Annotated in this window: 15 protein-coding genes and 1 pseudogene; 8 read left to right on the forward strand and 8 right to left on the reverse strand. The window is 52.6% G+C overall.

All coding sequences use genetic code 11. From position 1 onward, the window contains the following. Positions 1 to 883 (reverse strand): ATP-binding protein (locus tag FQ320_RS24095; protein WP_148475825.1); only part of this gene is annotated, 883 nt, incomplete at its 3' end. Between the two features lie 449 nt (positions 884 to 1,332). Between FQ320_RS24095 and FQ320_RS24100 the strand changes: the two are divergent. The 4 genes and pseudogenes from FQ320_RS24100 to FQ320_RS24115 form a co-directional block, all read left to right on the forward strand. Next, positions 1,333 to 1,588 (forward strand): annotated as a pseudogene (locus FQ320_RS24100) (transposase domain-containing protein); the annotation flags it as partial. A gap of 72 nt (positions 1,589 to 1,660) precedes the next feature. After that, positions 1,661 to 2,632: an HWE histidine kinase domain-containing protein gene (locus FQ320_RS24105; protein WP_148475826.1), complete on the forward strand. Its 972-nt coding sequence runs from the start codon at positions 1,661 to 1,663 to the stop codon at positions 2,630 to 2,632. Between the two features lie 238 nt (positions 2,633 to 2,870). Further along, positions 2,871 to 3,503, forward strand: coding sequence for a ParA family protein (locus FQ320_RS24110; protein WP_148475827.1), 633 nt, complete (start codon positions 2,871 to 2,873; stop codon positions 3,501 to 3,503). Next, complete coding sequence (locus FQ320_RS24115) at positions 3,500 to 3,817, forward strand: hypothetical protein (protein WP_148475828.1); 318 nt, start codon at positions 3,500 to 3,502, stop codon at positions 3,815 to 3,817. The genes FQ320_RS24110 and FQ320_RS24115 overlap by 4 nt, the downstream gene beginning before the upstream one ends. A 127-nt stretch (positions 3,818 to 3,944) precedes the next feature. Here the strand turns inward: FQ320_RS24115 and FQ320_RS24120 are convergent, their stop codons facing one another. The 5 genes from FQ320_RS24120 to FQ320_RS24140 all read right to left on the reverse strand — a co-directional run bounded on the left by FQ320_RS24120 (position 3,945) and on the right by FQ320_RS24140 (position 9,415). Continuing rightward, the gene (locus tag FQ320_RS24120) at positions 3,945 to 4,214 is read right to left on the reverse strand and encodes a type II toxin-antitoxin system RelE/ParE family toxin (RefSeq protein ID WP_187394067.1); all 270 of its coding nucleotides are present in this window, start codon (positions 4,212 to 4,214) and stop codon (positions 3,945 to 3,947) included. Beyond that, positions 4,198 to 4,431: a DUF6290 family protein gene (locus FQ320_RS24125; protein WP_148475830.1), complete on the reverse strand. Its 234-nt coding sequence runs from the start codon at positions 4,429 to 4,431 to the stop codon at positions 4,198 to 4,200. The genes FQ320_RS24120 and FQ320_RS24125 overlap by 17 nt, the downstream gene beginning before the upstream one ends. 232 nt (positions 4,432 to 4,663) lie before the next feature. Then, positions 4,664 to 5,050: a response regulator gene (locus FQ320_RS24130; RefSeq protein ID WP_222861712.1), complete on the reverse strand. Its 387-nt coding sequence runs from the start codon at positions 5,048 to 5,050 to the stop codon at positions 4,664 to 4,666. After that, complete coding sequence (locus FQ320_RS24135) at positions 5,043 to 8,612, reverse strand: chemotaxis protein CheB (RefSeq protein ID WP_148475831.1); 3,570 nt, start codon at positions 8,610 to 8,612, stop codon at positions 5,043 to 5,045. Before FQ320_RS24135 ends, FQ320_RS24130 begins: the two co-directional genes overlap by 8 nt. Positions 8,613 to 8,986: 374 nt before the next feature. Beyond that, positions 8,987 to 9,415: a BLUF domain-containing protein gene (locus FQ320_RS24140; protein WP_148475832.1), complete on the reverse strand. Its 429-nt coding sequence runs from the start codon at positions 9,413 to 9,415 to the stop codon at positions 8,987 to 8,989. Between the two features lie 294 nt (positions 9,416 to 9,709). Between FQ320_RS24140 and FQ320_RS24145 the strand changes: the two genes are divergently transcribed. Continuing rightward, on the forward strand, positions 9,710 to 9,970 hold the full coding sequence (locus tag FQ320_RS24145; protein ID WP_148475833.1) for a hypothetical protein: 261 nt from the start codon (positions 9,710 to 9,712) through the stop codon (positions 9,968 to 9,970). A gap of 362 nt (positions 9,971 to 10,332) precedes the next feature. Here FQ320_RS24145 and FQ320_RS27005 read toward each other — a convergent pair whose 3' ends face one another. After that, positions 10,333 to 10,566, reverse strand: a complete 234-nt coding sequence (locus FQ320_RS27005) for a YozE family protein (protein ID WP_148475834.1) — start codon at positions 10,564 to 10,566, stop codon at positions 10,333 to 10,335. A 1,225-nt stretch (positions 10,567 to 11,791) separates the two neighbouring features. Between FQ320_RS27005 and FQ320_RS24155 the strand changes: the two genes are divergently transcribed. The 3 genes from FQ320_RS24155 to FQ320_RS24165 all read left to right on the forward strand — a co-directional run bounded on the left by FQ320_RS24155 (position 11,792) and on the right by FQ320_RS24165 (position 17,048). Further along, complete coding sequence (locus tag FQ320_RS24155; RefSeq protein WP_148475835.1) at positions 11,792 to 12,049, forward strand: hypothetical protein; 258 nt, start codon at positions 11,792 to 11,794, stop codon at positions 12,047 to 12,049. 125 nt (positions 12,050 to 12,174) lie between these two features. Continuing rightward, entirely contained in the window at positions 12,175 to 14,307 is a 2,133-nt protein-coding gene (locus tag FQ320_RS24160; RefSeq protein ID WP_148475836.1) for a helix-turn-helix domain-containing protein, read from the forward strand. Next, positions 14,304 to 17,048: a DUF3631 domain-containing protein gene (locus FQ320_RS24165; protein WP_148475837.1), complete on the forward strand. Its 2,745-nt coding sequence runs from the start codon at positions 14,304 to 14,306 to the stop codon at positions 17,046 to 17,048. The genes FQ320_RS24160 and FQ320_RS24165 overlap by 4 nt, the downstream gene beginning before the upstream one ends. A gap of 30 nt (positions 17,049 to 17,078) precedes the next feature. On the opposite strand, the gene FQ320_RS25940 is transcribed toward FQ320_RS24165, so the two are convergent. Next, on the reverse strand, positions 17,079 to 17,606 hold a 528-nt coding region (locus FQ320_RS25940; protein WP_222861713.1), incomplete at its 5' end, for a hypothetical protein.

Raw genomic sequence — 17,606 nt, forward strand, 5'->3', positions numbered from 1 at the left:
GAGTTACTACTCCTCCGTTCTTGGCCTCGAAAACTCGCCAGAATAGCTTCTCAGAAATCAAATGGATGTAATGAGGGAAACCGTCACTGATGCGTGCGATCCTGATTACGGTGTTGCGGTCAATTTCTATACCTAAGGATTCAGCAGCACTTTCAACAATTTCAAACCGAGCTTCCCAAGGAAGCTGCTGTAGACCTTCAGTATGAAAATATCGATCAGCACTTGCATGAGCGTCCATCAACGTCTCAACGCTTTCTCCGATGCCACAGATTATGAAGGTAGCTGAAACGTGCTGGTCTGATATTTGCTTTAAGAAGTTTGTAAAAATTACCTGTTCACCTCGATTTGTTATGAGATCAAACTCATCGACAACAACTACAATTCTATTGGTCAGGTTTTCTGAAATGAAACGAACCAAGCGAACGGCTTCATTTACTGAACTTGGGTCGCTTGCACGCCCCTCATGCAAAGAATTTTTTCCTTCAGCGCCGAGACCAAAACGAGAAAAACTTAGTCCTCGTTCCGTAATGCTTTTTTCGAAAACAGGACTGCGACCACTCATTTGGTCGAAAACTTCTCGAATAATAGTCGCAAAAGTACTATTTTCATCACAGCCAATCAAAATAGCATCTTCGCTTTCCGGGAGGGCATAGGCGCTTGTTTGAGCAAGAGATGATTTTCCGACCCCTCGCAAGCCATGGATTAAGGCGTGACGGCCGGATTGTAGAAGGGCTCTTTTGATATGGCTAAGTTGTTTCTCTCTTCCCTTCAAAAACTCTTCTGACTGTAGAGGACTAGACGGTGAAAGAAGGGTCGCCATCAATTTGCCGAAGTCATATTCTGGCTGAGTTAAAACTGGCCTAAGCCATTCGATTCTTGTCACGAAAAAACCTATCCTCTATTAGTCTCAATGAATTCTAGCGTCATAAGCGCTCGTTCTTGAACAACTTTCAATGCCCAGTTTTATGCTACTACAAACCCCCTACAAAACCAGCAATGTTGTTGAAGGTTGGTGCATGCTCTTTAAAAGCAGCCCTCCTCTGTACCGCGGAATTCCGGCAAGGTGGGCGTGATCTCGACATTCTAACCCGGCTAACAAACGTGCCTGCCAGAGGCTTAGATGCTCGGACGCTGCCTACTGGCTCCATTCACGCCTAAAGTATCTTGCTACAAAAATACAAAAATATCTTTGTAGCACCTTAAGTGATACCCTCTCATCGAGTTGAGCCAGATGGACGTTGGCCAGATACAGTGAAGGAAGGGCATTGGTAATCACTGGATGGAAAGGTGTCCTTGGGTGAGGCCCCTGACCTCACGCCATTGGTTTGGGCTGGCTTGTTCTTGACAGATGGACGTATCGAGATGGACAGTGACGCTGTCGAGCGCACAATCCAACCCCTCGCTTTGAATCGCAAAAATGCGATCTTCACTGGGAACAATACCGAAGCTAAAAACCGGGGCGTTATCGCGTCCCTGATCTAGACCTGTAAATTGAATAGTATTGATCCTTCATGCGTATCTCGCCGACACCCTCTCAGTCATCGTTGCAGGCCACAAACAAAACCAAATTAACGATCTGCTACCATGATACCACGGCAAATGGATGAGATCTATTTGCCGCCTAGACTAAAGGTCAACCTCGAGTAAGGAGATTGAGTAGATGACTGATTATGAACAGATATTCAAAGTCCTCTCGGCGCCTTGTGCGATACTCGACGGCGCGTTCCGGTTTGCCGGCATGAACAAAGCATATCTTGTGACTTTGAGCGCCTCGCGCGAAGGCTTGATGGGCAGGCATGTGCTTGAGGCGTTTCCTGAAACCGATGAACGTCAACAGACCTTGATGGTGGCGTTTCAAGAGGCACTGGCGGGGACGGCGACGGCGCTAAAAGAACTTCTCTATGCGATACCGGATAAAAACGCCGAAGGCGGAATGCGAGATGTTTGGTGGAATGTGTATTTCACGCCGCTCCCCGACCCGTACGGTGAGGTGCAACATGTGCTTTTGCGGGTCAACGATATCACCGAATTTGTCAAAAATCGCGAATTGAAGGATGCGATTGCGGGCGAGATGCATCATCGGATCGGCAACCTTATGGCGACGGTCGCAACCGTTGCGCGCCAGACCGGCCGGATGCAGACCTCACTTGACGGGTTCTTGCCAGTCTTCGAGGCCCGCATCCGAGCGCTAACCAAGGCCCATTCCATGTTTGCCAAAGGAAATAGGAAGAGCATGACGATGGACAGGTTGATCTACGAGCAGCTTGATGCTTATGGCGACAGGATCGACAGCACGATCCTCGTTGAAGGGCCGGAAATGCGCGTGAACGCCTCCGAGGCACAAGCGATTTCGCTGGCGCTGCACGAGCTCACAACCAATGCAGCCAAGCATGGAGCGTTGCATCAGGACGGCGGTCGCCTTTCGATCAAATGGAAGGTGGTCGGTGATGGCTTCGAGTTTGAGTGGACCGAAACCGGCCTCTCGGGGGTATCGGAGCCGACCAAAGCAGGATTTGGCACAATGATCCTGACGCACATCCTGCCCAGTCAGTTGAGCGGTGAGGCGGACTGGGAATTCACCACCGCCAGTTTCAGATATCGGCTTCGGGTTGATCAGAGACAATCCGTGTGATGCTCTCGGCCACAGGCTCTTCAGCTGCCTGTCGAGGAAGCTGAAGAGTTCAGACTGAACATAGGGCTATTTCAGCCCATAGGGATGTCTTCATCGCGTAGTTTTAGAACGACAGTGATGCTCGTCTGCCCGACCAAGTTGTAGTCTAAAGACACTTCTACACGAAGCCTTGATACTAACACCGGTATTATCGTAGAAACCTACAAAAATATTTTTGTACCAAAAGTTAGGTTTGAGAATGAAGGTTCTTAGCGTCTTTACATCCAAAGGCGGCAGCGGGAAGTCCACGCTGGCGATCCACATGGCCGTTCTTGCTTCGCAACAGAAACGACAGAACCGCGTGCTCATGCTTGACTACGATGTCCAGGAAAGTTCGACATACTGGACCCGAACTCGGAAAGCTGAAACGCCTCCGGTACTACCAGCAGACCCTGGCTCATTCACCGGATACCTCGAGCAAGCCGCTGAGGAAGGTCTCGACCTCGTTGTCGTCGATATGCCACCACACTCCGCGACCCAAGCAGACTTGGTGCTTTCGCGATCTGATCTCGTTCTTGTTCCGGTGCGCCCCGGCGCCCTCGACATCTGGGCCATTGAGACAACCGTAAAAGCAATCAACGACAACGGCGCCCGAGGGATCTTCGTCTTGAACCAAGTGCCATCGCGGGGCGCCGAGGCTGACGAGACCGAAGAGATCCTGTCGCAGCTCGCGCCCCAGATCCCCGTCGCCAAGTCTAGACTAGGGTATCGAAAACCCTTTTCGAGCGCATTGAACGCCGGACTGGCGATTACCGAATTCGCGGGCCCCCGAGAGAAAGCCGCACAGGAGGCAACGGCACTGTTTGCCGAGATCAAGAGGAACCTAAAATGACTAAGAAGCGGTCCCTTCTGGACATGGCAAATACAATGAAGGTTGGCGCGGCTCAGCCTGCGGTGGTGATCGAGGAAAAAAAAGCTCCGGCGTCTACCGAAAAGGAAGCCACCAGCACGGCCCAAGGTGCAGTTAAGCCCATAAAAGAGATGGACAAAGCCGATCTGACAGCGATGCACATCCGTCTGCCGAAGGCGACGCATAGACGCTTAAAACTTCAAAACATCGAGGAGGAAAGGCCGATGAATGATATCATCGTCGAAGCCATCGAGGCTTACTTGCGACGGTCGAGCGGACCAGCCCGAAAACGTTAAAGTACCTTTGTAGTAAACTATGAAACTATTTTCATAGTTTACTATTCCAAGAGATCAGTGTGTTCATAGTGGTCAAGTTACCTGTTCTTTATAGGGTTAAGCTTACCCGAGGCGTGTAGGTCACTGACTACCCATAGATTTTCCTGCGGTGACCGGCTTCGATGACAAGAACGATCATCTCATGGTCATGCAGCTCACACAGAATGCGATAGTCTCCAACGCGATAACGCCAATAGCAGCCAAGTTCAGAGCCTTGCAGCGGCTTTCCTAGTTGGCGTGGATGATCAAGTGGTGCGATGCGATCCCGCAGGTAATCCCGTATTCGCCTGGAGTCTGCTGTCCCTAGCTTTTTTATCTGCTTTGCGGCTTTTTCGGTGACCTCAATCTTCCAAGCCAAGTTCGGCATCCAGTTCATTTAGGGAGAGGGTACGATCACCAGATTGACGAAACGCAATGGATGCTTGCTCGGCGGTATACAAATCTTCCAGGTCTTCGAGGTGTTCCTCGATAGCCTCACGAATATAGAAGGTGGCCGTTCGGCCTGTCCTCTCGGCAAGAGTTTTCAGACGGTTGTAAGTTTCCTCCGGTAGACGCACGGCAGTTTGCTTGGTCATGACGTTTCTCCTTTGGTTTACATGTATACCTATAAGGGCTCGTGACCAATGCTTTAGTTGCTAAATGTGGTTACAGGTGGTCCTTGGCATGCCCCACCCACAAACCTTCAACAAGCGGTTCAGTTTTGAACGGTGGTTTTGGTAGCAGAAACCGAGGCAGGGGACGCCTGTTCCAAAAAGGAGCGTTTTTGACCACTCGGTTCCGGATGTATGCTACTGTCTGCACCATCTTTCACTCTAATCGGGTGAACGCTTTCGATATGGTTTCGGACAGCGTTGCCATGCGGAACGGCTTGTTCAATCGTGGCGCATCACGCATCGCAGACGGATCGTCATCACGCCGTGCGTAGCCCGTCACCAAGACAAATGGGACCCCCTTCTTGACCAGTTCCTCGACGACCGGAAGCACCGATTGTCCGTGAAGGTTCATGTCCAGCAACGCAACGTCAAGTTTGTCAGTGCTGCGGATGATTTCAAGTGCAGCCTTGATTGTCGAGGCTGGTCCAATCGGTTCGCATTTCAGATCGAGCAGCATGTCCTCGATATCCATCGCGACCAGGACCTCGTCCTCAACGACAAGTATGCGCAATCCTGCAAGGCTGGTTTTCATGTCAGTCATCAGCGTGGTCTTGGAGCCGATGGCCATTGGCAAGGGAATTCAATGGAAACATCATCTGACAATGCAATCCGGTGGCACGATAGTCAAGTTTGGCACTACCTTGAAGTTCGTGTGCGGCGCTGCTCTGGATTAATCGGCTGCCAAACCCCGTGCGAGTGGGCGGTTCAATTTTGTTACTGCAAGTCTCGGTCCAATCAATGAACACGCATGCCTCCGCCTCGTCATCTTCGACACGCCAGCATAACGACAGTTTGCCTTCAGGCCCTGACAACGCACCGTATTTAGCGGCGTTCGTTGCCAGTTCGTGCAGGATCAGCACCAGAGCGGTTCCCGCTTGGGGCGTAAGGCTCAGGGAGGGGCCCTCTATTGTGATCCGATCAGTGTCTGCCTCAAAATACGGCGCAAGAGTACGGTGCGCCAACCGCTTCAGACCGGCACCTTGCCAGTTTTCCTCAACCAGCAAGTCATGCGCCCGCGCCAAGGCATGTAGACGACCCTCGAACGCGGTCTTGAACGCCTCCATCGTATCAGCCTGCCGCAAGGTGCGGGATGCCAGCGACTGGACGGTCGCAAGCGTGTTTTTGACCCGATGGCTTAACTCGTCAATCAGCAGATCACGGTGCGCATCGGCTTCGGTCTGGGCGGTCGTGTCCTCGATCGACAGCAGAATGAGCTGGGGCGGAATACCAATGCGCTTGAGACTCCGGGCATTGAGCAACATGGTGCGGCGGCCCAGCGTCTCGAAGTCGTGATCGACCCTGAAATCACTGAACTCCTCTTTCTCGGGCAGGATATCTTCGAGCAGGCTGCGCAATTCCGGTATATTCCACTGGCCATCCCCAAGATCATAAATCCGCTTGCCTTCGGTATCCTGATGTTTGGTTGCGAAGGTTTCGCAAAACATCTCGTTTGCTGTCAGCACATCCAGTTCCGGCGTCAGGACCAGCAGCGGCTGGCGGATCGTGGCGACAATGGATTCGGCAAAGGCACGCGCCTCGTCCAGGTCATCGGTGGCGCGCTTGCGTTCCGTGATGTCGGTGAATGTGATGACGACGCCGTCGATCCGGTTGTCGCGCGTCCGGTAGGGTTGCAGTCGCCTCAAGTACCAGTTGTCAGCGTCGTCCCGCACTTCGACTTCAATGGTCGACAGTTTTTCCAGAACTATTGCCGCGTCGCGGAGCAGATTGTCATCTGCGATCTTAAGCGCGAAATGAACGAGTGGCCGACCCACATCAGTCGAGACGAGATCCAGCAGTGCGCGGCTTGCCGGGGAAAACCACTTGATACAAAGGTCGGTATCAAGAAACAGCGTTGAGATATTGGTTCCGAACAGCAGGTTCTCGAGGTTGTTGGTCGCCTCGTCCAATTGGTGGACCTTGTGCTGAAGCTGGTTGTTGACCGAATGCATTTCCTCATTGAAAGACTGCAACTCTTCCTTGGACGTTTCCAGTTCCTCGTTTGTCGACTGAAGCTCCTCGTTCATCGAGGTGGCTTCCTCGTTATAGGCCTTCAACTCTTCATTGACGCTTTCCATCTGCTCGACGGTGCTATTCAGCTCGGCGCGGGCGGCGCGTAATTCATCCTCCAGCATCTGCTCGCCGTGGCTTGGCTCCTTGTCTGACGGAAGTTCAGACGCACTTGCCTCTTCGCGCTGCGGGGCGAAGCTGATCAGTCTGAGTGCGGCATCTCCGGGTGCCTTGACAGGTGTCACGCTCACCGTAAAAAGCCGTCGCTTGCCGTCCTGCATGACCTGGGCGGTGAATTCACTTTCCTCGCCACTTTTGTTGGTTTCACGCAACGCGACGCGCAGCTTGGCGCGGACTCCGTTCCGGGCCATTGCCAGTACGTCGCGCGTCGGCTCGCCGGGCGGGTTGTCAAGAAACGGACTGGTGACGCCGTAATAGTAGAGCACGCTCCCGTTCTGATCGACCAGGATCGAGGCCGGGCCATGCCGCTCCAGCAGAGCGCGGCGCGCGATATCGACATAGCTGCCCCGCGTCGGGACCGGGGCTGACAGCGCGGCGTCATTTTCGCCTTCCTGTTGACCAGCCGGAAGATTGAACTGGGGGAAATCGGCGATATCATGCCGCGTCTGCCCGACCCGGCGATAGATACGGGCCTTGGCCGAGATCGTTGAAAACAGATCGTTGCGCCGCCCGATCGTTTCGGCATTGCCCAAAAACAGATGCCCGTCTGGGCAAAGTGCGAAATGACAAAGAGCAAGAACGCGCTTTTGCGCCTCAGGTTGAAGATAGATCAGCAGGTTACGGCACGTCACCAGATCGAGGCGCGAGAACGGCGGATCGCGCAACAGGTTGTGGGGCGAAAAGATCACCTGTTCGCGCAGTTCCTTGCGAACTTCGATCGTGCCGTCCAGCAAGTCGAAATATCGATCCATGCGCGCGCTGGATATCGCTTTCGAGGCTGCTGCCGGATAAATGCCGGCACGCGCCATCTTGAGATTGATGTCTTGGCTGTCGGTGGCGAAAATCTTCAGGTCGAACTGTTTTCCGGCCGCCTCTGCCGCGTCGAGCACAAGCATGCCCAGCGAATAGGCCTCTTCACCTGTCGAACAGGCCGGAACCCAGAACCGGATAGTAGATCGGTCGTCGCGTTCCGCCACCAGCGGCCGGATCACCATTTCGTCGAGCGCCGTCCAGGCATCGTGGTCACGAAAGAAACTGGTCACGCTGATCATCAGATCTCGGGTCAGCGCCGCAATTTCTGCGGGATTGTCCCGCAGCGTCTCAAGATAGTCGTCCATCGAATCGGCACCAACCAGACCCATGCGCCGGTCGATGCGCCGTGACAGGGTGTTTGGTTTGTAGTTTCGGAAATCGTGGTTTGACTGCGCCCGCAGAACGGCCAAGATGGGGTCGAGTGATGTGGCATCCTTGCCCTCATCCGCGATGCGCGGCGGGACATCGGTCTGATAGCCCCGCTTGATGTGCTGGACCAGGAATTCGGGCATAAGGTCCGGGGCAAGCACGCGATCAACCAGACCGGCCGATATCGCACTTCGGGGCATGCCGTCGAATTTCGCGGTCTCTGGCTCCTGTGCGATCGCGAAGCCACCCGAGGCCCGGATTTCTTTGAGGCCTTCGGTGCCGTTATGGCCAGTGCCGGACAGAACGACACAGATCGCGCGTTCCTGCTGGTCTTCGGCAAGCGATCTGAACAGTTCATCGACCGGAAACCGATGCCCGCGCGGCTCTCGCGGTTCGGACAGATGGCAGGTATTGCCGGTTACCCGTAGGTAGGTGTTGGGGGCGATCACATAGACATTGTTCGCCTCAACGGGCATTCCGTCTTCGATCTCATGCACCGGCATTTCGGTGTGGTGGGTCAGGATCGTCGAGAGCTGGCTTTCCCTGGTCGGGTCCAGATGAAGAACGATGACGCACGCCATCCCGCTGTCTGCTGGCATCGCGTCGAAAAACTTGCCAAGCGCCTCGATCCCACCCGCCGACGCGCCGATCCCGACAATTGGAAACGCCGACGGTCCGGAGGTCGTCGGCGGGGTAGCGCGCTCAGAGCTATCTGATGATGAGGTTTTGGTCATGGGATCGGGGTATCTTTCGTGACGGGCTCCTAAAAGGAGTATCCGTGAACAATTGCATGGCAGTCCGTAAAGTGGAAGATCAGCTCGTAGAGCCGCGCAGGTGCGGGCTGACCTAGTGACGATGGAGCGAGCGTTTTAGTGTCTGAACTCCTCGGTCCCGTCATCGCCAGTTCGAGAGGGTTGTCCTGATGCCATCAGTCGTTCAAAAACCACCGATTTTGAACGCTCCAGAAGGTGTACTGCGCTGGACACGGCAGTTTCAAAAACGAGCGTTTGTGGAACCGGCTTGAAGGTCCGCTTAGCTATACCTAGCGGACATTTCCCTACTTTCTCAGTCACCAGCGATCAGATGTTTGCTGTGGAGGAGGTTAGTATCAGCGTTTTGAGAACTTTTTAAACATTATTCGTGCAAGTTCCAAAGCATGTCCACGCTTGTCTCCGTCAGAAAGCTCAGGTGCGTTCAACCCAGCCAAGGATAGCATCGCTCCACCAGTGTGCTCACCAATCTCATCTGGACCAACGTATCCCATCAACCAGTCTGGAAACGAACGAGCCTCTACCGTTTCATCCAAGGCTATTGAAATGCCTGAGTGACGCGGGTCTCTACAGATACGCCCATAGCATTGCTCTACAAGCCGTCCCTCACCTTCCAGAATCTGAAAAAACAGTTGGTCATGATACATCAGCACCCCGCCGATGCCATCGCGCTCATTATTGCGGACAGAGACCTCGAGTATGTCTGACAGAAACTTGGCGTCTAGTGGGGAGCAAGATCGGCTCACGTATGCAATGTGACTAAGCATTGGTGAAGATTACCCCTTAAGAAATTTTAGGTAGCATAGATTTCTTTATCCAAATTTGTCAAAATCAGAAAAAAGGGCTCACAGCGGACTTTTGCCGCACCCGCACAGATCGCTCAAAAACCACCGTTTCAGAACCCCATGTGTTGTGATGCGATTCAACCCTAAGCCGCATTGAGTCCGCTAACGGGTGTTATGTGATGCACCGCAAGAGGGCCGTCAGTCACGCCCCGGTTGTCTGCTATAGGGTCGCAAAACTATGCTAGGGCATGAAGCGAGCAACCCAAGGAACATCCCATGTTTGAAGTTGGTAAAGAATATCATTTCTGCACCATCGGCGCTGCCGAAGAAGGTCTTGGAGATAGTGAAGCGGTTTGGGAGGTCGTCGGCATAGATGGCACCCTGTTAAGCTTGCGCGGGCCGGGTATTAAGAGCAACCCGTTTCATGATAACGGGAACCTGTTAGCAGGTGACCACAAACCAAAAGAGCGGGGCGAAATGGTATTGAACACTGCATCCTGTTTTTTTCACAGCGCCCGCCCGTTTAGGCAAGATTGACAGCGACCCGCAGAACCCCGCGCTGCCTCCTAAAGCTTTTACGGCGCGGGTTCCAGCACTAGCCCGCCGTATTACTTCACAACGTAGGAACCCCCGATGCCAACCGATGATAAGGCCAGTGCCTACAATGCCAATCTGAGACGCCTCTTGGATCTGTTGATTGGAGAGCGCCAGCGGGTCGTTGATAAAGTCGGTGATACAGATCCAGTGTGCCTGGGCCGACAGGTCCAAGAGCTGAATGGTATGATAGATGCGGTGAAGGCTGCGATAGCGCCGCATACGGGGCCTATTAATATCAAGATGCGGGGCAGATAACCGCCCGGCTCGACCAACCCAGCCCCCTCGCAACCGTCTAGATCCAACTACCTGGCCTTGCGCAACTTGCGAACTGAAACTTGATACTCGTTCCACACGTCCGCGGCCGCGTCGGTGATTACTGAGTTGTCATGGCGTTTTGCCATGTACGAGTGGATCTCTTCCCACGACTCCGAATCTGGAAAATCGGGGTCGGCTCTTGCAAGCCGCAAAAAATCACCCTTGGCGTCGTTACGAGGCCTTAGACTGGTCAAAAATTGCTTGAACGTCATGGATGTCATTTTGTGCTCCGAATTCACATCAGCCCCATTCTGGGACAATAGCGACAGGTTGGGGCCTGAAGCTACTGAGCGCAAGATTACAGCCCCAGGGACTTAAAATTGACTCTCGCCGGCCAAAGCTTCGTTTATGTTGCTAATGCAAACGATGGTTTTTTGAACGCTGCCGATGGTTGGCGTGGAAGATTTCAGTATACGGAACGTAGGTTGGGGATCGTGAAGTTTTTGCGTGGATGTGATTAAGGGCGTTCATCGGTCCCCACACTGGGTCGCTGTGCGCAGCCTATGCACAAGCTGCGACGGTCGCGGAGCTATCATCTAGATCGCATATGTATGCAGTCCAATGCGGGCGCTTGCCACTGAGAGTAGCGTCGGGACAGCCTCTGATGAGGCCCTCGTCCTCCCAAAGGACAAGAGGAGGTCTAGGCACAATTCGAGCGGATCTTTTGGTTTAACACTCCCGGACCGTTAGAAAATGATCCGGATCTTTTTATATGATAACAATGATCTATATATTGTGTTAAACCAAAAAATCTCTACTATATATTGAAATTGATAAGGTTGTTTAACGATTCTGAACGCAGTGGTTGGAGAGGATGGTGTCGATCCTAAAAAATAAAAAAATAATACAAATCAACTACTTATATAAGTTTAGCGTTAATATATCCCTTTAGATTAACATCTGAATTGTTAAGTTGGTATATTTTCAAGGTAAAAGATCATAATTTTTGCCATACTAAAAAAAACGGAGAAAAATGTTAGATCCGGCACAATATTCATGCAAGCCCATCCTTTTAAAGGATATTTTTTTGTTCTGGACCGTGTTCCTATGTAAGATTCCGGCCGGTCAGTTCTAGTCGATAATCTTGTTCTAAACATCCTATCTATTTATTTTTAATAGATAAAAATGATGACAGGCATGCAGAACAAGTGCTGTGCCGGACTATGTACCGGATTACCTTAAATTGTGCCGGACTTGGTGTGTCGGCACAAAGTGCCAACGCAGGATCAGAACGGCATCCGGTACGCGAAAAAACCTCCCAAGAACAATACTCTAAGGAATGGTGTCCCGGATCCCGGCTTTGTGCCGATCTTCTTTTTCTTAATGGCCTACAAGTCTAGAAAATGGCGCCAACATGCCTAAAAATTTAGGTTTTGCGTATTACGCGATTGACTTTGCGCTATAACGCAAAATAACCTTGATGGAGAGATTGTTTGGAGGAATCAGGTGAAACCACCCACGGAGCGACAACTAAATATCGCAGAGACCATGTTGCGATATCACGATGCGCATGGCGAATGGCCAACGCAGCGGGAAGTTGCTGTCCAGATGGGGCTTAACACCACCAACATGAGCCCGTACTTCGGTGCGCTGATCAAGAAAGGGATCGCTAAGAAAATCCCAGATCAAGGCCGCCGCAATGTAGCTTTAACGGAGAAGGGAGAGACGTTGATTAGGCATGGCTGGCAGCCCAGCCTACTATGACGCCCTGAAGGTGAGAAGCCCCGAAGTGGTGGAACACTCCGAGGCTTCTGAGTAGGTGTAGTTTTGCGGCTACCCTATAATTCTACCCGGAGGGCGTCTCAGTTTCAACAAGGAACGAGACGCAGATGAAACATAAGCAAGTGCAGCCTCAAGAGGCTGAATATATCGATCAGAGACATGAAACCTCGGCGATTACCTACGAGAGCCTGCTTCTGCATGTTCGGGAACGTCGTCGAGTAGATCTCGAAAACGAACATCCTGGCCGCGCCACTAACATTAACGCCTTGTCCAATACGACAAGGTCACTGACCGCCTTCATGGAAGCCAACGGCCTCTCTAATACAGAAAACGTTGGCGATGAGTTGGTCGGCACTACGCACTGGGACAGTGCGCTAAAAGCATTAGGTCAAGACAAGACCGCTAAGCGCCGGAGAGCTGAGATGAACGTTCGCGTTCGTCCGTGGGCGATAAAGCTGATCCGTGCCTCTAATGTAATGTATGACGGCGAGAGCTTCGGGGAGCGCCTCTACCGGTTCCGTGAGGCAGCAGGCTTAAGCCAGTCAGACCTTGCCAATGCGTTGGCATCCAATGGTCGAAAACCTGCCCCGACAGCGATCAATAATTGGGAGAAGAGATACAGTAATCCTGGGGCGAGAAATTCAAGTTACATTTCAGATATTGAGAAAGTTCTTGGTATAAGTCCAGGAGCACTTTTAGAGTTACTCCCTTCGTCGCCTTATAGGTCTGAAAGTCATGATACTGGACTGCCGAGGAGCCTCCAGCGTCGTATTACTCAACATCTCCCCACTGACTTCAATGAGCGATCACTGTATGAGCAAGACGAAATCTTAGCTTGGGTCTCGGCGAATATCCTTTCGACCCCGAAGGAGATCCTAGAAGACGAATCCACATCGAAAGAGGGCTCCGTTGATCTTTCGATTTATTCTCTTACGCGGAATACCAGATCACGGCTTAAAATGGGTCCTGCACATCTGCTTGAAGAGTTAGATGAAATCCAGAAGTTTAAGACCAGCCCCTTAGTTCTATCTGGCATGAAGCGGAACGAAGTATGGGGACCGGTAAGCGCAATGAAGGCGGATGACGAACTTCTCGCCTTTATGGGTGCGTTGCACCAAATAGGCTTGCCTGAAGAGATGCTGTCGCTATCGGCAGCATTTTGCCCGCAGGTTATCGACACCTTTATCGAATGGAGACGAAAACGTAGAGGCGGCTACACTAGGGCGATTTGTAAGGCGCTTTCGGTATTGGAGGGACTTCTTCATGGCGAGTTTGGATACATTGTCCAGTCGCCGGGGTTTGGTGAGCGGTTAGCTCCAGTTCGAGGTTTGATTACGGAAGCAGACGCCCGCCTAGCTCAAGAGAACTGGATCGCTGCATGTACTCATGCCAAGGCGCATCTCACCCAGCGGATCAAGGAAGTGGCGGCGGTAGCCGCCAAGGGGCGGGATCCATTCGAGGCGCTTATGCCAGTTCTCGAAGCGGAGGCACCGTTGAACGATTACTATAAAATCGTGCATGAGATCCGCCGACGGATGCCGGATGACACATATCCGGTTCGTAAAGCAGAAGCCCTGCGTGGCCTTATGATGCTCCGCTTAGGTTTGGAATTAGGGTTCCGGCAGAAGAACAACCGTGAACTTTTGATCTGTCCTTCCGATCGGGTGCCTCGCACTTGGAAAGTGTTAACGCGTTTGAAACGAGGAGAGATATCATTCGATGGATCCAGCTGGCTGGTGAGGATGCCTGGGACCGCGTTCAAGAATGCCTCATCAAAGGCCGTGAATGAAGAAAATACTTTTGTTTTGATGGATCAGGACGGCTTTTATTCAGAGATCGAAGTCTATCTTGAGGCCCGCCGCTCGCTCTTGGGAAATAATGAAGATCCTGGAACCTTTTTTGTGAAGAGGATATCCAAGAGATCAAAGACACCAGAATACAATATCAACACCTACTATGAAGCATTTCGAGCGGTGATCACCACCTACGGAATCCACAACCCTTATACAGATCGAGGTGCGATCCGGGGACTGCGTCCACACGGACCCCATTCGGTTAGACATGTTCTCGCGACGGCTTCGGTTAAAAAAACCCGAGGATTTTCAGACGCCGCAGCGCTTCTACTTGATAGCGAGAAAATGGTTAGGGAGGCTTATGCACGTTTCCTGCCCGGCCAGCGCCATTCGTTAGCCAGAAATGTGCTTTGGAGCTCCATATTTAATGAAGGAGGCGACGCATGAGCCGTCGCTACGACATTAGGGTAATCCGAGACCTCCTAATTCAGCCGAGAAATATCGAGCGTGTTATCCAGGACCTCTACGGAGCTGACGCGGTTCGGGATAAGGGCGCTTATCTGGTTGGCGATGTTGCTGGCGGCATAGGGCGCAGTTGTCGTTTTGAAACGGTTGGCCAGTTCGCAGGACGCTTTAAAGATTTCAATCCGGCAGGGTCAAAGTCTCACGGCGACCTCATCGACGCAGTGCAGTTCGCTCGTGGATGCTCGACGGCAGATGCTATCCAGTTTCTCGGCGATCTGCTCGGCGCAGAACCGAGGCTATCGGTGGTTGAGGCTAAGCCGAAACCCCCGGCTAGACTAGCTGATGACCTGGCGCCAATCTCGAAAGACACGCTTCGAAAGCATCGAGCGCGCCTTACCAAGGCACCTCAGGCGCTGAAATACCTAGAAGTTCGCGGGCTGTCCTTGGAAATCTTGATAGACCGCTTCGGGGTCGGCCTTGCAGGCCTCTATCAGCCGAAGCCCACAGAGGACGCGGAGGCCCGTGGAAACTGGCTTACTGCACCGGTTATGGGTCAAGACGGCGCACTATTGAAGCGCATGATGAAGATCACGGTTCCGGGTTTTTCCGTGAGCCCTGTCGATACCAACGGTTGGTGCGTCGGCAGCCCTATCACGACTTGGTCTGGGCCATCTGAGGGCAAGCGCTGGCTTTTTGTTGCAGAGGGCGTGAAAGACCTTTGGCGCATCTACGAAGCGATCCGGGAGACGTCCCTGGTCGGAAGGATGGTGATCATTAGTTCTACGCACGGCTCCGGGGTGCCGGAGGAGTGGAGGAACCCTGAATTTTGGGCCGGATGGGAGAAGGTCTTCTTAGGGCAGGACAATGACCCCGCTGGGGAAGAAATGGCCAAGCGCGTGCGCCAGCTTGCTAACCGAGAGTTTTTCCGTGTTGAGCCCCCTCGTAATGTTGGCAAGGACTGGACCGAGTTCTTTCAAGCACGTGATCAATTAACCGGTGTGGCTGAGTTTGAAAGACTCCTCGATCAAGCCAAGGCCATTGGCTTAGCAATGCCTGCCGAGGATCCGGCTAAGCCGCTCGATTTACAGAAAGACGGGATTTACGAAGATCGCCGGATTAACATCAATGGCGCCTTTCACGGTGGCAAGATGTATTATCCGTTCCAGGTTAGGCGGGTCGAGACGGTGAAGCGGAAGCGCCAAGCACCGGACGGCAGTACATTCATGAGCGATGTGAAAGCCAGCTACTACGAAACCAAAGTCGTGCGTTCAGATGGGGTCATGATGGGCATGAGCACTGCCCCGGCCCCTTACGATGTCGAAGACGAAGATAAGGTGATCGTCCTCGATGACGGCACTGAGGTGCTTTCAATGCCCAAGCCGCGCGAGTTTTCGACTTGGTCTTGGCCTAGCATTAACTCGTTCGTCGAGAAGGTTCAGGCCGGCATACCCGCCCATCGTCTAACATTAGAAATCATGGCTGACATCGTTGCTTTCTTGCGTCAGCTAACATGGCTACCCAACGATACCGATTACGAGATCATCGCCGCTTATGTGATGATGAGCTACTGCTACAACGCCTTCGACGCCATTCCGCTTCTGCTGCTGAATGGTGAGAAAGGATCGGGCAAGACTTCGCTGGCCGAGGGCATCGCAGACCTGTCATTCAATGGACGGGTTCTCGGCGGCGGTTCAGAAAAAGCCTTTGTTCGCTTCATCGATCAGGGACGCGGATTGCTGGTTCTCGATGATCTCGAAGCGGTTGGTCGTCGAGGTGGTGACGATGGCGGCTATGGTGACATCAACCAGGTGCTGAAAGTCAGCTATTCGAAAACGACCGGCGTGAAATCCGTGATCGAAAAGAACGGCACGACCAGAATGTTGAACTTTTATGGGCCGAAGGTGATCACTAACATCCTTGGTATCGATGCGGTTAATGCGACCCGGATGTATCAGATCCTTTGTCGGCCGATGCCGAAGGCGGTGCAGGAGGAAGGCCGTATCCGTGGCCGCGATCTTGCGATCACTGAGCCACTGCGACAGGAATTACATGCTTGGGGAATGTCGAATATCAGAGAGGCGCACCGGGTCTATCAAGATAAGGTAGCCACCCGTGGAGGCCGTGCAGAGCAGATCGCCGCGCCGCTGGAAACCATTGCTGAGCTGGCCGGCGACGAAGCCTTTATTGAGGCCGTAAAGAAGGCCATTAAGCGTCTAGCCTTCAACAAGAGTGACAACCTTACGGCCGGGGATCTTCTGGTTCAAGCTGTGGAAGCTATCGTGGAACGAGGCACTAGAACCGCAATTTCGCTTTCACAAATTCAAGCGGAACTTGCTATGATCCCAGAAGCCCGCACACTCGACGCACCTGGGGCAGTACCGCGGGATCTTCTGCCACTACAAGACCCCGCAACAATCGGGCGGATGCTGAAGGCTCTCGGGATACGCAACGACCAATCCGGTAGAGCCCGCCTAAGCGGGCAAACGGTGCGCTACTACGGCCTTAATGAGGACTTCGTCGGTGGCGTCCTTGAACGGGCTGAACAAGAGCGCCGTAGCCTTGATGAGCCGTACAGGGCTCTGGGGCCTGAGATGGCTCGTCAAGCTTTCGCGTTCTGTGAAGCACTAACCTGCGCAGGCTGTCCTTACAGGACAATCTGTGAAGCAGTCCTTCCGCAGATCAATGCCGGCAAAATGCCTCCAGAACGAAACCGGCACAGGTGATGCCCAAATGTTTGTCGGGGTGCCGGCCGTTCAACCAAGTCGCTTGGCGATTGCTGGATGGTCAATTTCCAGTTCAACTCCAGCCTGCTCCGCGCGAAGCCGCACATATCCCCGAAGCATTGTTTCAGTAAATTCATACCAGCCTGCACGCGAGCCGGTCAGTATGTTGGAGTGAGTATCTCTCTTGAGGCTGTTAATACGTTGATTAAATTTAGTCCTATCAAGTGGGTTTCTACTTTGAGCAGACATTATACGTTCATAAGATGTGAAGATGTCTGTACTTCGTCTTCGTAGTTCGTGACCATCAGCTGCCGCCCAGAGGACGTTTTCGTAGTCATTTCTATATTTCTGGGTCGCCTCTTCGTAAGGTTTTTTTAGCTTCATATCCAAAGCTTCAGCGGCATCCTGCATTGAATCCCCAAAAAGCTCTGGAGTTACTACTCCTCCGTTCTTGGCCTCGAAAACTCGCCAGAATAGCTTCTCAGAAATCAAATGGATGTAATGAGGGAAACCGTCACTGATGCGTGCGATCCTGATTACGGTGTTGCGGTCAATTTC

It is taken from the genome of Oceaniovalibus sp. ACAM 378, from assembly GCF_008085915.1.
Classification (GTDB): Bacteria; Pseudomonadota; Alphaproteobacteria; order Rhodobacterales; family Rhodobacteraceae; genus Oceaniglobus.

Excerpts from the sequence above, each read along its gene's own strand:
- FQ320_RS24130 (WP_222861712.1), bottom strand. The coding sequence starts at position 5,050 with ATGACTGACATGAAAACCAGCCTTGCAGGATTGCGCATACTTGTCGTT.
- FQ320_RS24145 (WP_148475833.1), top strand. The coding sequence starts at position 9,710 with ATGTTTGAAGTTGGTAAAGAATATCATTTCTGCACCATCGGCGCTGCC.
- FQ320_RS27005 (WP_148475834.1), bottom strand. The coding sequence starts at position 10,566 with ATGACATCCATGACGTTCAAGCAATTTTTGACCAGTCTAAGGCCTCGT.
- FQ320_RS24105 (WP_148475826.1), top strand. The coding sequence starts at position 1,661 with ATGACTGATTATGAACAGATATTCAAAGTCCTCTCGGCGCCTTGTGCG.
- FQ320_RS24160 (WP_148475836.1), top strand. The coding sequence starts at position 12,175 with ATGAAACATAAGCAAGTGCAGCCTCAAGAGGCTGAATATATCGATCAG.
- FQ320_RS24165 (WP_148475837.1), top strand. The coding sequence starts at position 14,304 with ATGAGCCGTCGCTACGACATTAGGGTAATCCGAGACCTCCTAATTCAG.
- FQ320_RS24115 (WP_148475828.1), top strand. The coding sequence starts at position 3,500 with ATGACTAAGAAGCGGTCCCTTCTGGACATGGCAAATACAATGAAGGTT.
- FQ320_RS24140 (WP_148475832.1), bottom strand. The coding sequence starts at position 9,415 with ATGCTTAGTCACATTGCATACGTGAGCCGATCTTGCTCCCCACTAGAC.
- FQ320_RS24135 (WP_148475831.1), bottom strand. The coding sequence starts at position 8,612 with ATGACCAAAACCTCATCATCAGATAGCTCTGAGCGCGCTACCCCGCCG.
- FQ320_RS24125 (WP_148475830.1), bottom strand. The coding sequence starts at position 4,431 with ATGACCAAGCAAACTGCCGTGCGTCTACCGGAGGAAACTTACAACCGT.
- FQ320_RS24110 (WP_148475827.1), top strand. The coding sequence starts at position 2,871 with ATGAAGGTTCTTAGCGTCTTTACATCCAAAGGCGGCAGCGGGAAGTCC.